This is a genomic window from Niveispirillum sp. (assembly GCF_052437035.1).
GTDB lineage: Bacteria > Pseudomonadota > Alphaproteobacteria > Azospirillales > Azospirillaceae > Niveispirillum.
In genome coordinates this window covers 811,306-826,243 of sequence record NZ_JBQVOH010000002.1, presented here as the reverse complement: position 1 = coordinate 826,243, position 14,938 = coordinate 811,306, and the positions used below count along the sequence as shown (strand labels likewise).

Annotated in this window: 11 protein-coding genes and 1 tRNA gene; 9 read left to right on the top strand and 3 right to left on the bottom strand. The window is 64.0% G+C overall.

The genetic code is table 11. The annotated features are described in order from the left end of the window. Positions 1-3 precede the first annotated feature (3 nt). A tRNA-Ser gene (locus ACT6Q8_RS08920) sits at positions 4-91 on the bottom strand. A gap of 196 nt (positions 92-287) precedes the next feature. Here ACT6Q8_RS08920 and ACT6Q8_RS08915 point away from each other — a divergent pair. From ACT6Q8_RS08915 to ACT6Q8_RS08885, 7 genes are all read left to right on the top strand, one after another. Beyond that, positions 288-2,684 carry a response regulator gene (locus ACT6Q8_RS08915; protein ID WP_444733238.1) on the top strand — a complete coding sequence of 799 codons (2,397 nt, stop codon included), beginning with the start codon at positions 288-290 and terminating at the stop codon, positions 2,682-2,684. A 63-nt stretch (positions 2,685-2,747) separates the two neighbouring features. Next, positions 2,748-3,149 carry a response regulator gene (locus ACT6Q8_RS08910; protein WP_054168680.1) on the top strand — a complete coding sequence of 134 codons (402 nt, stop codon included), beginning with the start codon at positions 2,748-2,750 and terminating at the stop codon, positions 3,147-3,149. Beyond that, positions 3,146-3,598, top strand: a complete 453-nt coding sequence (locus tag ACT6Q8_RS08905; RefSeq protein ID WP_054168681.1) for a GNAT family N-acetyltransferase — start codon at positions 3,146-3,148, stop codon at positions 3,596-3,598. The genes ACT6Q8_RS08910 and ACT6Q8_RS08905 overlap by 4 nt, the downstream gene beginning before the upstream one ends. A 74-nt stretch (positions 3,599-3,672) precedes the next feature. Further along, on the top strand, positions 3,673-6,813 hold the full coding sequence (locus tag ACT6Q8_RS08900) for an ATP-binding protein (RefSeq protein WP_444733237.1): 3,141 nt from the start codon (positions 3,673-3,675) through the stop codon (positions 6,811-6,813). A gap of 7 nt (positions 6,814-6,820) precedes the next feature. After that, complete coding sequence (locus ACT6Q8_RS08895) at positions 6,821-7,228, top strand: response regulator transcription factor (protein WP_054168683.1); 408 nt, start codon at positions 6,821-6,823, stop codon at positions 7,226-7,228. Between the two features lie 72 nt (positions 7,229-7,300). Further along, a complete protein-coding gene (locus tag ACT6Q8_RS08890; protein WP_444733236.1) occupies positions 7,301-8,476 on the top strand; it encodes a PQQ-dependent sugar dehydrogenase in 1,176 nt (391 codons plus the stop codon). Between the two features lie 125 nt (positions 8,477-8,601). Then, entirely contained in the window at positions 8,602-9,288 is a 687-nt protein-coding gene (locus tag ACT6Q8_RS08885; protein WP_444733235.1) for a class I SAM-dependent DNA methyltransferase, read from the top strand. Here ACT6Q8_RS08885 and ACT6Q8_RS08880 read toward each other — a convergent pair whose 3' ends face one another. Both ACT6Q8_RS08880 and ACT6Q8_RS08875 read right to left on the bottom strand, forming a co-directional pair. Continuing rightward, a complete protein-coding gene (locus ACT6Q8_RS08880) occupies positions 9,289-11,475 on the bottom strand; it encodes a molybdopterin cofactor-binding domain-containing protein (protein WP_444733234.1) in 2,187 nt (728 codons plus the stop codon). A 22-nt stretch (positions 11,476-11,497) separates the two neighbouring features. Further along, positions 11,498-11,947, bottom strand: a complete 450-nt coding sequence (locus ACT6Q8_RS08875) for a (2Fe-2S)-binding protein (protein WP_444733233.1) — start codon at positions 11,945-11,947, stop codon at positions 11,498-11,500. Positions 11,948-12,150: 203 nt separating this feature from the next. Between ACT6Q8_RS08875 and ACT6Q8_RS08870 the strand changes: the two genes are divergently transcribed. Both ACT6Q8_RS08870 and ACT6Q8_RS08865 read left to right on the top strand, forming a co-directional pair. Further along, entirely contained in the window at positions 12,151-13,572 is a 1,422-nt protein-coding gene (locus ACT6Q8_RS08870; protein ID WP_444733232.1) for a sigma-54-dependent transcriptional regulator, read from the top strand. Next, entirely contained in the window at positions 13,562-14,923 is a 1,362-nt protein-coding gene (locus ACT6Q8_RS08865; protein WP_054168687.1) for a sensor histidine kinase, read from the top strand. The genes ACT6Q8_RS08870 and ACT6Q8_RS08865 overlap by 11 nt, the downstream gene beginning before the upstream one ends. Positions 14,924-14,938 lie beyond the last annotated feature (15 nt).

The window sequence follows — 14,938 nt, the reverse complement described above, 5'->3', positions numbered from 1 at the left end:
AGGTGGCGGAAGCGGTGGGATTCGAACCCACGGTGAGTTGCCCCACGGCGGTTTTCAAGACCGCTGCCTTAAACCACTCGGCCACACTTCCGTCAGGCACACGCCTAGCCGAAACGCGCGGCAGGGGCAAGTCCCCTGTCGCGTTCGCACGGGAAATCGACATAAAGCCCTGATATGCTGCTAGCATTGCTGACGCAGACGCTTTGCCACGAGACTGTTGGTTAACGTTGCGTTTAGACTTGGTTACGCATAGTGCGCGACAGGTTCGCAGGGAAGGTTGTGCATTCATGGGTGGTGATGACGCGGATGACCTGTTCGCCCCGGAAGATGATGATGCGCTGTTCGGCGCGTCAGAGGGCGTGAACGCCGCGGCCCCTGCCCCCCCGCCGCCTCTGCCGCCCTGGCCCGTCCTGGTCGTTGATGACGATGAGGAGGTGCACATCATGACGCGGCTGGTCCTGTCCAAGCTGCGTTACAAGGACCGCCCGCTTGAACTGCTGACCGCACGGTCGGGGAATGAGGCGGATGATGTCTTCCGCCGGCGCGAGGATATTGCCGTCGCCCTGCTAGACATTGTGATGGAGACGGATGATGCCGGCCTGCGCCTGGCGCGCCGCATCCGTGAGGAGTTTGCCAATACCGATACGCGCCTGATTCTGCGCACCGGTCAGCCGGGCCAGGCCCCCGTGCGGGATGTTATCGTCAATTATGACATCAACGACTATAAGTCGAAGACCGAGCTGACCTCGGAAAAGCTGTTCATCACCATCATCACGGGCCTGCGGTCCTATGACAATATCCGCAGCGCCCGCATGGCCGAAAGCGCGTCGAAGCTGAAATCCAGCTTCCTGGCAGCCATGAGCCATGAAATTCGCACGCCCATGAACGGGGTGCTGGGTATGCTGGAACTGCTGGGCCATACGCCGCTGGATGCCGATCAGCGCGACATGCTGCTGACGGCGCAGGATTCGGCGGGCGCCCTGCTGCGCATTATCGACGATATCCTGGATTTCTCGAAGATCGAGGCCGGTCGCATGGATATCGACCGGCATCCGGTCGATATCGGCACCATCATGGAGGGGGTGGCCGACACGCTGGCCCCGGCGGCGCGCAAGAAGGGCCTGTCCTTCGATCTGCATGTCGATCCGGCCATTCCGACCGCGCTGATGGGTGATCCGGTGCGGCTGCGCCAGATCCTGTTCAACCTGACCGGCAATGCCATCAAGTTCACCGAACAGGGCGGTGTCATGGTCCGGGCGGAACGTCACCCCGACGCAGCCCCCGGCGTGGCCCGCATCCGTGTGGCCGTCACCGATACCGGCATCGGCATCGCACCGGATCAGCAGACCAAACTGTTCCAACCCTTTGCCCAGGCGGAAGTATCGACCAGCCGCCGCTTCGGTGGTACCGGCCTGGGCCTGTCCATCAGCCGCCGCCTGATCGAACTGATGAAGGGCCATATCGGGCTGGACAGTGTGCCAGGCCATGGCTCTACCTTCTGGTTCACGCTGGATCTGGAAGTGTCCGATCAGGGGGCATCGGATGCGGCAGGTTCTGCTGATATTGCCGGCCTGCATGTCGCACTCGATATCGCCGAACCGGAACTGGCGCAGACGGTCAGCGCCTATCTGGTGCAGGCGGGTGCGGTGCCCATGGATGCAGGCGCGCCATCGGCGGATCTGGTCATCTGTGCCGGGCGCAGCGGTGCCCCCTGGCCGGTGCCGGAGGGGCCCCTGCCCGCCGTCGTGATTGCCGATGCGGATTCGCGCCGGTCGGGCGACATTCCAGCGGGAACGCAGCTGGTGGCCCGTCCCCTGCGCCGGTCCGCCTTGTTCCGGGCCGTTGCCGTCGCCGCCAACCGGTTGGCCGGCGGCACACCGGTCACCGCTTCCGCACCGCGCGCGGCCGTCGTCGCCCCCAGCCCCGAGGAAGCAGCGGCCCTGGGCCGTCTGATCCTGGTGGCAGAGGATCAGCGCGTGAACCAGATGGTGATCAGCCGCCAGCTGTCGATCCTTGGATTCGCGGTTGAAATCCATGCCGACGGGGCGGCGGCACTGGCAGCCTGGCGTCCGGGCGCGCATGGTCTGCTGCTGACCGACTGCAACATGCCTGTGATGGACGGGTATGAATTGACCGCCGCCATCCGGGCGCGGGAGGCCGAGGACGGATTGCCGCGTCTGCCCATCATCGCCCTGACGGCCAATGCCATGGCGGGTGAGGATCAGCGCTGCATCAATGCCGGCATGGATGATTTCCTGTCCAAGCCGCTGGACCTGACACAGCTGGAACGCTGCCTGTCACGCTGGCTGGGAACAGCGGCGCAGACAGCGGCATCGGCAGCGACCCCGGCGGAAGCCGCAATCTTCGACCCCGCCATGACCATCGATCTGTTCGGCGGCCTGGATGATGATGCGCGCGGGTTCCTGGCGGAGTTCACCAGCTCTCTCCACACCCTGCGGGCAGAGGCGGAGAAGGGCTTTGCCAGCGACGATATGGACGCGGCACGGCGCGGCATTCATGCCCTGGCCGGTGTTGCGAAGAATGGGGGCGCCCCCGCGCTTGGCGCCCTGGCCGATACTATCGAACGCTCCCTAAAGCAGGGGGACTATGCCGATGCGCGCACAAATGCCCTGAAAATACCCGGCATGATTGATCGGGTGGTTGCCGCCATCGACGCCTTGTAGTCAACTAGGGCGGTACGGGGTCGCAAGAACCCGTATGTATGCGCGTCCATGGGGAAAAGTGCGATGGCGGGTTTCAGCAGCTTCAGCCGTATGAATGCCCTGATCGTTGAGGATCAGGCCTTCATCCGGACCGTCGTGTCCCGTATCCTGAAGCAGCTTGAATTCAATCAGATTTTTGAGGCGGATGAAGGAACCGGCGGCCTGACCCTGGCGCTGGAACGCAAGCCCGACGTGATCATCTGCGATATCGAGATGGCGCCCATGGACGGGCTGACCTTCCTGCAGCAATTGCGGCAGAAGGAAGAGTTGGGCCGGCGCACACCCGTCATCTTCCTGACCAACCATGCCCAGAAGGACATGGTGCTGAAGGCCCGTGACCTGGGCGTGAATGCCTTTATCGCCAAACCGGTAACGGTGGTGGGCCTGCGGGAGAAGCTGGCCGTCCTGTTGAGCAACCGGCGATGAATAGTGAACTGAATTTTTGCTGGCAGCGGTTCGACGATTTCGACATCGCCGGCCTCTACGCCATGCTGCGCTTCCGCCAGGATGTATTCATCGTGGAGCAGCAGTCGCCCTATCCCGACCTGGACGGGCTGGACCCGTTTTGTCAGCATCTGCTGATCACCGATCCGGCAGGTGCGCTTGTCGCCTATCTGCGCGCCCGTGGCCCAGATGGCGACAGCCCGGCCTTCATCGGGCGTATCGTGGTGGGGCCGGCGGGGCGCGGCACGGGGCTTGGCAGGCGACTGGTTCAAGAAGGGCTGGACTTCATGGACCGGACTTGGCCGGGGCAACCGATTGAGATTGGCGCGCAGCAGCACCTGGCGGATTTTTATGCCGGTTTCGGTTTTGTCGCCGAAGGACCGCCCTATGATGATGGTGGCATCCCGCATGTGACCATGTGGCGCCGGTAAACAGAACGCCTGGTTGAATTTTCGCGATTTTTATGGTCCGTTCACTATCGAAGATAGAGAACGGGGCGCGGGACGTGCGAATACCGGTACGGCATCTCCTGTTTTACGTGGCGGCCATTGCCGCCGTCGTCACCTTCCTTTGGCTGCAGATGGCGGAAGCCAATCAGCGCCTGGAGGAACAGCGTCAGACGGCGCGCGTCGATGTGACCCGCCGCGTGGAACAGGCTGTGGGTACGGCACTGGATTTCCTGGAATTGATGCATGCGCAGATGGAGGAAGGGCTGGTCAAGGCGGTGTCGGGCGCCCCGCCCTCCCCCCTTCGCCGCGCCTTGCAGACGGGGGACGATGGTTCCTACCATCTGGACAATCCACCCACCCCCTATGAACGGGACCTTGTCGGCAACATGACGGGTCTGGGCGGGCTGGCCAATCGCGGCCCTGCGTTCGAAGCGGAGATGGAGGCGGCCCTTTCGCTGCACACCGCCTTTTCCCAGGCGCAGCGCCGGCTGCCCAATATCCCCTGGGTGTATTACATCTCCGCGAGCCGGTTCAGCTTTGTCTATCCTTATGTCGCGTCGACGGAACTGACCTTCGCGGACAAAGACCTGGAGATGGAGTATTTCCAGGCCTCGCTGCCCGCCAACAACCCATCGGGGGAGCTGTTCTTTTCCAAACTGTATGAGGATGATGGCGGCAAGGGCATGATGGCGACCATCGGCATGCCCGTCTATCAGGGCGAGCGGCATCTGGGCGTGGTCGCCCTGGATATGACGGTCGGCTATCTCTCCTCCCTGCTGGACGGGTTTCCGGCGGGGTTCGGCACGCTGGCGCTGGTGGCGCCCGACGGGCAGGTCATCGGCATCTCGCACGGCGAGGGGCGTCGGCATCCGCCAGAGGCCGCGTTGAAGGCCGCTATCCAGGAGACGATCAGCCGTGACGGTCAGATGCGCCTGGAGAAGGATGGCTGGACCTTCACCAGCCATATCCTGCGCAAATCGCCCTGGCGCATGGTGATGGCGCAGGATGGCACGGGCCATCTGCACGCCGTCATGCGGGAAAGCACGCCACCCATCCTGGTGGCGCTGCTGCTGCTGGGACTGATCGGCGGCATGGAGTTCCGCCGCCGCACCGATGCCCGCATCCGCAAACAGTCCGACATCCTGGCCGCCACGAACCTGGATCTGGCCCGCGCACGGGACGAGGCCGAACAGGCCACCCGTGCCAAATCCACCTTCCTGGCCACCATGAGCCACGAAATCCGCACGCCCATGAATGGCGTGCTGGCCATGGCGGAAATGCTGGCCGATACCCCGCTGAACGAGGATCAGCAGGGCATGGTGAAGGTGGTGCGCGACAGCGGCGGCGCACTGCTGACCATCATCAACGATATCCTGGACTTCTCGAAGATCGAGGCCGGCAAGCTGGATATCGAATGGATCGATACCGACATCCTGTCCCTGGCCGAGGGGGTGGGCGATCTTCTGGCCCGCCGGGCGGAGGAAAAGAGCCTGGCCCTGACCATTGATGTCGATCCTGCCCTACCCCGCCATCTGGTGGCCGATCCCACGCGCCTGCGTCAGGTCCTGCTGAACCTGACCGGCAATGCCATCAAGTTCACCGAACATGGCGGCGTGACCGTCCGTTTGAACCGCATGCCCGATGCGGGCAAAGGCAAGGTCGGTCTGCGGGCGGAGATTGTGGATACGGGCATCGGCCTAACGCCGGAGCAGCAAGCCAAGCTGTTCCAGCCCTTCGCCCAGGCCGACGGGTCAACGGCGCGCCGCTTTGGCGGGACCGGTCTGGGCCTGTCCATTTGCCGCCGTCTGGTGGAACTGATGGGGGGGACCATCGGTGTCACGTCGGAGGCGGGTGAAGGCTCCACCTTCTGGTTCGAGCTGCACCTGGACGAAGGCCAGGCGGATGAAGGGGCGGCGGATGAACCGTCGCTGTGGGGCCTGCGGGTCGCCATCCTGGGCGGTCTTCCGGCAGAACGCGCCAGCCTGACCCGCACCCTGACGGCGCGGGAGGCGGAAATGGTGGAGATGGCGGACGAGGCATCGGCCCTGACGGCATTGCGTCAGGCCGCCGCCGACGGCATGCATTTCCACGCCATCCTGATCGATGCCTATCCGGGCGACGGGGTCGGGCTGGATATCGCCCGCCGGCTGGGGCTGGCGGACGGTACGGGGGGAACGCGCACAGTGCTGATCGCGCCGGTATCGCTGGTTTCCACCCTGTCGGAGGCGGGCCGTGCCAAGGGTATCTTCGCCGCCATCCCCAAGCCTGTGCGACAGGCCCGCCTGATCAAGGTGGTGGCCGCCGCCGATGGCCGCGCCTCCCTGGACATCACCGCCACCACGGGCAGCAGCGAAACCGTCTGGCAGGCGCCGGAGGTGGAGGTGGCGGCGGCCAATGGCGCCCTGGTCCTGGTGGTAGAGGATAATGCCACCAACCAGATCGTCATCCGGCAGGCCATGCGCAAGCTGGGCTTCGCCGCCGAGATCGCGGGCAACGGCCTGGAAGGGCTGACGGCGTGGCGCACGGGCCGGTTCGGAGTGGTCGTCACCGACTGCCACATGCCGGAAATGGACGGGTATGACATGACCCGCGCCATCCGGGTGGATGAGGGTGCCGCCGCCGATGGCCGGCATGTGCCTGTCATCGCGCTTTCCGCCGATGCCGTCAGCGATGCCGCCCAGAAGTGCCGTGATGCCGGCATGGATGATTACCTGACCAAACCCATCGAACTGGCCAAGCTGGAAGCCGCCATCCTGCGCTGGGCGCCGGTGACGGCGGAGATGCGGCGGCGTGTGTCAGCCAAACACGCGCCACCTGTGGCCCCCGCCCCCACCGCACCCGTCGCAAAGGCCGAAACCGATCCCGCCATCTTCGATCCCAACCGGTTGAAGGAAATGTTCGGGCATCTGGATGCCGAGGCCATCGCCCTTCTGGACGAATTCCTAGTACAGGCGGAGGCACGGGCGTCCGCCGTGGAAGAGGCGCTGAACAATGGCGACCTGAAATCCGCCAAGGATGGTTCCCATTCCCTCAAAGGCTCTGCCAATGGCGTGGGTGCCGTTGCGCTGGGTGACCTGTTCGCGCGGATCGAGGCGGCCCTGAAACAGGGGGACGAGGATATGGCTCAGGACCTGCGTTGGAACATCGCGCCGGCCTTTGAGGATCTGCGCCATCAAATCAGACTTGTGAAAGGGTGACGGCACCATGGCCGATGTGGATTTCGCCAAGCTGAAGGTCCTGATCGTCGATGACGATCAGTTCTATCGCGGTATCCTGAAACGGCTGCTGTTTCAGGCGGGCGTGCGCATGATCGCGGAGGCCGAGAATGGCGAGGCGGCCATCGCCTCCATCACGCGCCTGAAACCAGACGCGGTGTTGTGCGATATCGAGATGGAGCCGGTGAACGGCATCGAGGTTTTGCAGCGTATCCGTTCCGTTGATATCAAGCATATCGCCACCACCCCCATCGTGATGGTCACCAGCCACGCCACCAGCGATCTGGTGAAACAGGCGGTGCAATATCAGGCATCTGGCTATCTGGTGAAGCCGGTATCGCTGACCGACATCCAAAAACGTCTGACGGTGGCCATTCAGACGCGACCGGAAGCGTGATTGCCCTTGGCAGAAGGGGGCGGACACACCACATTGCGGGCAAGTTCATGTTCCGACGGGAGAATTGCCCTTATGTCCCTGACCAGGAAGGCCTTGGCCGCCCTTGCCGTCACCCTGCTGACCGGCACCGCCGCCCTTGCCGCACCCAAGGAGTTCACCACCTTTCCGGCGCCCAAGAACCGGCATGATGTGAAGGTGACGGTGGTGGCAGAGGGGCTGGACACGCCCTGGTCCATCGCCTTCATGCCTGATGGTCGCATTCTGGTCACCGAGCGTACGGGCAATCTGCGCGTCGTGAAGGATGGCAAGCTGCTGCCGGAACCGGTTGCCGGCCTGCCGAAGATCGAGGAGTTCAAGCAGGGCGGCCTGATGGATATCGCCCTGGACCCCGATTATGCCCAGAACCGCTACGTCTATCTCTCCTTCATGGAGAAGGCGGAGAAGGGGCCGGACGCCAAGCCGCGCGATCAGGACAAGGGCAACCGCACCGTCATCGCCCGCTTCACCGATGATGGCCCCGCGTTGAAGGACATGAAGGTCCTCTACAAGGGCGCCCTGGTCGATAGCGGCTTCCATTTTGGCAGCCGCTTCGCCTTTGACAATCAAGGCCATATCTATTTCAGCATCGGGGAGCGCGGGTCGCAGGACCGGGCGCAGGACCTGATGGATGCCGCCGGCAAGGTGTTCCGCCTGAACCGCGACGGTACCGTGCCTGCCGACAACCCGTTCGCGGGCCGCAGCGATGCGCTGCCGGAGATTTTCACCTATGGCAACCGCAACCCGCAGGGTCTGGCCACGCAGCCGGGCACTGGCCTGATCTGGGAAAGCGAGCATGGGCCGCAGGGTGGGGATGAGATCAATATCATCCGTCCGGGGACCAATTATGGTTGGCCCGTCATCACCTATGGCAAGACCTACGGCCTGGGCCTGAAGATCGGTGAAGGCACCGAAAAGGCCGGCATGGTGCAACCGGAGCTTTATTTTGTGCCGTCGCTGGCCGTGAATGGCATGACCTTCTATGATGGCGGCTCCCTGCCCTTCTGGCGCGGCGACCTGATTGTCGGGCTTCTGGCCGGCGGCATTGCGCGTCTGGATGTGGAGGGCGAAAAAGTGGTGGCGACCGAACGCCTTCTGGAAAACGAACTGCCGCGCACCCGTGATGTGGCGCAGGGTCCGGATGGACGGCTCTATGCCCTGATCGAAGCACCGGGGACGGATGGCAAGCTGGTCCGTATCGACCGGAAGTAAACGGGATTGACCATTCCTGCGGGGCTGGATAATTTCAGCCCCGCAGTGGCGCTGCTTTCCGGCTCATCGGACCTAAATCTACGCCCCTTTCCGTACCGGTAAACGGGAAACAGGGGACGCACGCCATGACCAATTCCAATCACGACCAGACCGTTTCCACTAATGAAGCCGGCTATAACCGCTGGTCACGCCTTTATGACGCCTATCCCAACCCGACGGTAGCCGCCGACGATCTGGCCTTCCCGCCGTTCTGGGCGCATCTGTTCGGCATGAATGTGCTGGAAATCGGCTGTGGTACGGGACGGCATACGCTGAAGCTGGCCAGGGCCGGCAATCGGGTGACGGGGGTGGACCTGTCACCGGGCATGCTGGAACAGGCGGCACTGAAGCTGGCAGGTTTGCCTGTCACCTTGATACAGGGCGACGTGATGGCCGGGATCGACATTCCCGGTGGGCCGTTCGATGCGGCGCTGACCGCCCTGGTCATCGAACATATCGGTGACCTGGCGGGGTTCTTCGCGCGGGTGAAGGCGCTGCTGAAGCCGGGTGCCGCCTTCTACATCTCTGAAATCCATCCCGACCGCACCGCCACCGGCACCTTCGCCCATTTCAAGGATGAGGATGGGCAGGAGGTGGCGCTGGCCGGATATCCGCACAGTGTGGCGGATGTGGAAACGGCAGCCCATGCCGCCGGCTTGGCGGTAGAGCAAAGCCGCGATGTTCTGGGCAATGATGCCCTGGTGGCGCTGAACCCGAAATGGGAACGCCACCAGGGCCGACCGATGTTGAAGATATGGGTGCTGCGGGGTTGATCAGACCTGCAGCGCCTCCACCAATGGCAAATGGCGCAGCCGCTTGCCCGTAGCCGCCGACAGGGCATTGGCGACCGCCGGGAAGGTGGGCGGCAGGCCGGGTTCGCCGACACCGCCCAGCGCCTCCCCGGAATTGATGAAATGCACGTCGATGACGGGCGGGGCTTCGGAATGGCGCATCAGGCGGTAGCTGTCGAAATTACGCTGTTCGGCGCGGCCATCCTTCACCGTCACCGCCTCATAAAGGCCCGCCGACAGGGCCATGACCACACCCCCCATCATCTGGCTGCGCGCGCCATCGGGCAGGACGACATCGCCGCAATCCAGCACCGTCGTGACCTTATGGATATTCGGCTGTCCGTCGGATACCGACGCTTCCACGACATGGGCTGACAGGGAACCGAAGCTGGCGAAGAAGCCGATGCCCTGGCCATGGCCCTTGGGCAGCTTCTTGCCCCAATCCGACTTGGCGGCCACCAGATCGATCACGGCCAGCGCCCGCTTGTTCCCGGCCAGCAACTGCCGGCGGAAGGCCACCGGGTCCTTGCCGGCAGCAGCGGCCAGTTCGTCAATGAAACATTCCAGGAAGAAGGCATTATGGGTGGCGCCCACGGCCCGCCAGGGGGCCGTTGTCACGCGCACATGCCGACGCGCCCAGTCCAGCTTGAAATTGGGCAGGTTATAGGGAAGGTTCGACAGATCCTGCACGGAGGAACCGTCCAGGTCCGTCTCCTTCACACTGCCGGGGGTAAATTCGGCACGCATAGACGGGCCGGAAATGCGGATGGCCATGCCCGTCACTTCCCCCTTGGCGTCCAGCGACGCGGTCAGGCGGGCCATCTGGGCCGGGCGGTAATAGCCACGGTCGAACTCATCCTCCCGCCGCCAGAAGAACTTGACGGGCGTGCCGGCCAGTTCCTTGGCGACCTGGGCCGCACCAGGGATGCCTTCATCCATCAGGCGCCGGCCAAAGCCGCCACCCAGCATCAGGGTGTTGACCTTCACCGCCTCCGCATCGATACCCAGCGTGCTGGCGGCGGTGCGGCGGGAACGGTCCTGCACCTGGGTCGGCGCCCAGAGTTCCAGCTTGCCATCCTTGAACAGGCCCGTGCAGCTCCACACCTCCATCGGGGCGTGGCAGACATAGGGCACGGCGTAATCGGCGATAACGGTCTTGGCCGCAGATTTCAGGGCCGCAGCCAGATCGCCGCGTTCAGTGGCGGGAATGGCGTTGTCGGCGCCCAACCCCTCGATCATCGCGGCGGTCAGGGCGGCGCTGTTGATGCCATCCTGGGGCGACGGGGCCATGGTGACGGTGACGGCATCCGCACCCTTCATGGCGGCCCAGACACTGTCGGCCACCACGGCCACGCCACCGGTGATCTTCACCACCTTCTTCACGCCCTTGACCTTCAGGGCCGGGGCGGCATCGAAACTGGCAACGTCGCCGTAAAAGACGGGGTTCAGGCGGGCGCAGGCATAGAGCATGCCGGGCAGGCGGAAATCCATGCTGTAGATGGTTTCGCCGCGCACCTTGGGCGGAATGTCCAGGCGGGGGATATCCTTGCCGACATAGCGCCGGGTCTTGGGATCGCGCAGGGTGGGATTATCGGGCGGCGTCAGCTTCGCGGCGTCTTCGGCAACCTCCCCGATCCCCAGACTGCGCTTGGACGGTGCATGCGTCAGGCGGCCATTATCCAGAGTGACGGTGGCGGGATCAACCTGCCAGCGGTTGGCCGCCGCCTGGATCAGGACGGCGCGGGCCTGGGCCGCCCCCTTGCGCAGATGATCGTTCCAGCGGCGCACACCCTGGCTGCCGCCCGACCCCATGGACCCGCCCCAGCGATAGGCATCGGCGGGAATGGCGGTTTCAACCGATACGGCGGCGAAATCCACCCCAACCTCATCGGCGATGATGGCGGCATGGGCCGTGTGCGTGCCCTGCCCCATTTCCGTGGTGGGGGAAATGATGACGACCTTGCCGTCCGGCTTTACAACCAGATGGGCGGTGACCATGCCGGCCTGGGCATTGGCACCGGCAGCAGCAGCACCCAGCGGCGGCGGGGCCGGCGGCGCATTCTGGGCCAGGACCGGCAGGGGCAGCGTGATGGCGACGGCAAGACCGCCCATCCCGGCCAGCAGGGCGCGGCGGGACAGGTCGGTATTGCGGATCAGATGGCTATCCATGGCTTAATCCTCCCTTCCTGCTTCAGGACGCGACGCCGGCGGCGCGCTTGATCGCGGCCTTGATGCGCGGATAGGTGCCGCAGCGGCAGAGATTGCCATCCATGGCGCCATCGATATCGGCATCGGTCGGCTTGGGCGTATCCGTCAGCAGGGCGGCGGCGGACATGATCTGACCGGACTGGCAGTAGCCGCATTGGGGCACCTGCAATTCCTCCCACGCCTTTTGCAGCGGGTGATTGCCGCCCAGCGCCTCAATCGTCGTGACCTTGGACCCGGCGACCGCTTCCAGCGGGATGGAGCAGGAACGGGTGGCGACGCCATCGACATGGACGGTACAGGCGCCGCATTGCGCGACACCACAGCCATATTTGGTGCCCGTCAGACCCACAATATCCCGGATGGCCCAGAGCAGCGGCATGTCCGGATCGGCATCCAGCCGGTGTGCCTTGCCATTGATGGTCAGTTCGATCATCGCCTTACCCTCTGCCATTGGGATTATTTGGGTCACAAGATAGCTCTACCACCGCCGCCGGCGACGGGCATTTTGTTTCCGGACGGTAAATACGGTGCCAAAACATGTCAGCCTGTGGCGCCGGCCCCGAAACCCATAACCCCTCGCCATCAATCGACAAAGACTGTACGTTTCCGGACAGTTCCATTGCGTTCTGGTGAGACATGGCCGAGCAGCCGCGCGTTCTGATCGTTGACGATGACGAGGATATCCTTGTTGCCGCCCGCCTGATGCTGAAACGTGAAGGCATCCTCTGCCACACCGAGCCACGGCCAGACCGCATCCCGCAACTATTGAAGGATGGCACCTTCGACGCGGTCCTGCTGGACATGAATTTCGCTATCGGAGCCAATACGGGACGCGAGGGCTTCCAGTGGCTGAAACGCATTGTGGAGATCGACCCGACCCTGTCGGTGGTGCTGATCACCGCCTATGGCGATGTCGGCACGGCGGTGGAGGCCATGAAGCAGGGGGCTGCCGATTTCGTGCTGAAACCCTGGCAGAATGAGCGACTGCTGGCCACCCTGTCATCGGCACTGAAACTGACCGCATCAAAGCGGGAGGCGCAGCAATCGGCGGCGACGACCAAGGAACTGGCCAGCGTCGCCCTGGATGGCACGCCCAATACCATTATCGGGTCGGCCCCCGCCATGGCCCGCATCTTCGCGCTGCTGGACCGCGCCGCCCCGACGGAGGCCAATGTCCTGATCCTGGGTGAGAACGGGACGGGCAAGGAAGTGATCGCGCGGGAAATCCACCGCCGGTCAAAGCGCGCGACGCAGGTATTCGTGTCGGTCGATCTGGGCTCCGTCTCTGAAAGCCTGTTCGAGAGTGAGCTGTTTGGCCACAAGAAGGGAGCCTTTACCGACGCCAAGGAAGACCGGGTTGGCCGTCTGGTCGCGGCCAATGGCGGCACGCTGTTCCTGGATGAAATCGGCAATTTGCCGCTGTACCTGCAATCCAAGCTGCTGTCGGTGCTGGAACAGCGGGTGGTGATCCCCGTGGGCGGGACCAAGCCGATCCCCATTGATGTCCGTCTGGTCAGCGCCACCAACATGCCGCTGGACCAGTTGGGCCGGGAGGACGTGTTCCGGCAGGATCTTCTCTACCGTATCAATACGGTCGAACTGCACCTGCCGCCGCTGCGCGACCGGGCGGACGATATCCCCGCCCTGATCGACCATTTCGTCGCCATCTATGCCCGCAAATACAATATGCCGGCCAAGAAAGTGTCAGCGGCGGCCATGCCCCGCCTGATGGCCTGGCGCTGGCCCGGCAATGTCCGCGCGCTGCGTCATGCGGTGGAACGCGCCATGATCCTGTCGGGCGGGCCGATGCTGGAGGCGGAGGATTTCTCTCTGCCGTCGACCGCCGGACAGGCGCCCGCCGCGCCTGTGGCTGCGTCAGCGCCGGCTGCCGCACCGGCGGGCACGCTTGTCCTTGACACCTTGGACCTAGAGGCGGTGGAGCGCGAGGCAATCCGTAAGGCCCTGTCCAAGCATCAGGGCAATATCAGCCACGCGGCCCAGGATCTGGGCATCACCCGCGCCTCCCTCTATCGCCGGATGGAAAAGCATGGGCTATAGGCGGTTCGAGCTGAATGTCACGCTGCGGGTGGCGTTCCTAGCCCTTTCATCCATGTTGCTCGGCATCATGCTGGTGGAGACGACATACCGCGCCACCAGCTTTCTGGTCGCCCTGGCCATCCTGGCGCAGGTGGGCGGGCTGCTGCGCGCCGTGACCAAGACCAACCGCGAGGTCGCACGCTTCCTGGGCGCCATCGCCCATTCCGATTTCAGCCAGACCTTCAGCCAGTTGGGCCAGGGCTCGGCCTTTGATGAGCTGGGTGCGTCGATCACCCAGGTGATGGATAAGTTCCGGGCCAGTCGCGCCACATCCGAACGGCAGGCCGATTACCTGAACGCCATGCTGAACCATGTGCCGGTGGCGCTTGCCGCCGTGTACGAGGATGGGCGCGTCGAACTGCTGAACAATTTCGCCCACCGCCTGCTGGGGCCGGAGGAATTGAGCCGCCGGACGACGGATGGTGTGCTGATCGCCGATGCCCTGCGCCGCCTGACACCGGGCACGCGGACCCTGATCCGGGTCGCTGCCGGCAGCTCCGTGGGACCGCAGCAACTGACCGTGACGGCGACGCAGCTGATCCTCGGCGGGGAAAGCCGGCTGCTCCTGTCCTTGCAGAATATCGCGGGCGATCTGGAGGCGACGGAGGTCCGGGCCTGGCAGGATCTGGTGCGGGTCCTGACGCATGAGATGATGAATTCGCTGACCCCCATCTCCTCCCTGACCCGCACGGCACAGGGGGTGCTGGCCGACCTGAAGGAAAAGATCGAAGGGCAGAGCGATCTGGTGGAGGAGATGCAGGACGCGGAAATGGCCATCGATACGGTGGCCCGCCGATCCAACAGCCTGCTGCGCTTCGTCGAACGCTACCGGCAATTCACCTCGGTACCCAAGCCGCAATTGTCGCGCATCAAGGTGAAGGAGATCACCGAACGCTTGCAGCGCCTGATGGCACCGGCTGCGCAGAGCCATGGCGTGACCTTGGAGGTGCTGGTCCTGCCGCCGCAGCTTGAACTGGTGGCCGACGCCGACATGGTGGAACAGGTGCTGATCAACCTGTTGAAGAACGCGGTTGAGGCCATGCGCGATATGGAGCCGCGTGAGGGGGACCACCGTATCCGCCTCACCGCCCATCTGGACGAGGGCGGGCATGTCGTCATCAATGTCGGCGATAATGGGCCAGGCATCCCGTCAGACGTGGCAGAGAAGATCTTCATCCCCTTCTATACGACCAAGCGCGACGGGTCCGGCGTTGGCCTGTCCCTGGCGCGCCAGGTGATGCTGGCCCATGGCGGCAGCATCAACCTGTCCCCCGATCCCGACGGGGGTTCCGTCTTCACATTGCGGTTCTGACCGGTTTCCATGGTA

Coding starts and splice junctions, on each gene's coding strand:
- ACT6Q8_RS08915 (WP_444733238.1), top strand. CDS start 288: ATGGGTGGTGATGACGCGGATGACCTGTTCGCCCCGGAAGATGATGAT.
- ACT6Q8_RS08910 (WP_054168680.1), top strand. CDS start 2,748: ATGGCGGGTTTCAGCAGCTTCAGCCGTATGAATGCCCTGATCGTTGAG.
- ACT6Q8_RS08905 (WP_054168681.1), top strand. CDS start 3,146: ATGAATAGTGAACTGAATTTTTGCTGGCAGCGGTTCGACGATTTCGAC.
- ACT6Q8_RS08895 (WP_054168683.1), top strand. CDS start 6,821: ATGGCCGATGTGGATTTCGCCAAGCTGAAGGTCCTGATCGTCGATGAC.
- ACT6Q8_RS08890 (WP_444733236.1), top strand. CDS start 7,301: ATGTCCCTGACCAGGAAGGCCTTGGCCGCCCTTGCCGTCACCCTGCTG.
- ACT6Q8_RS08885 (WP_444733235.1), top strand. CDS start 8,602: ATGACCAATTCCAATCACGACCAGACCGTTTCCACTAATGAAGCCGGC.
- ACT6Q8_RS08880 (WP_444733234.1), bottom strand. CDS start 11,475: ATGGATAGCCATCTGATCCGCAATACCGACCTGTCCCGCCGCGCCCTG.
- ACT6Q8_RS08875 (WP_444733233.1), bottom strand. CDS start 11,947: ATGATCGAACTGACCATCAATGGCAAGGCACACCGGCTGGATGCCGAT.
- ACT6Q8_RS08870 (WP_444733232.1), top strand. CDS start 12,151: ATGGCCGAGCAGCCGCGCGTTCTGATCGTTGACGATGACGAGGATATC.
- ACT6Q8_RS08865 (WP_054168687.1), top strand. CDS start 13,562: ATGGGCTATAGGCGGTTCGAGCTGAATGTCACGCTGCGGGTGGCGTTC.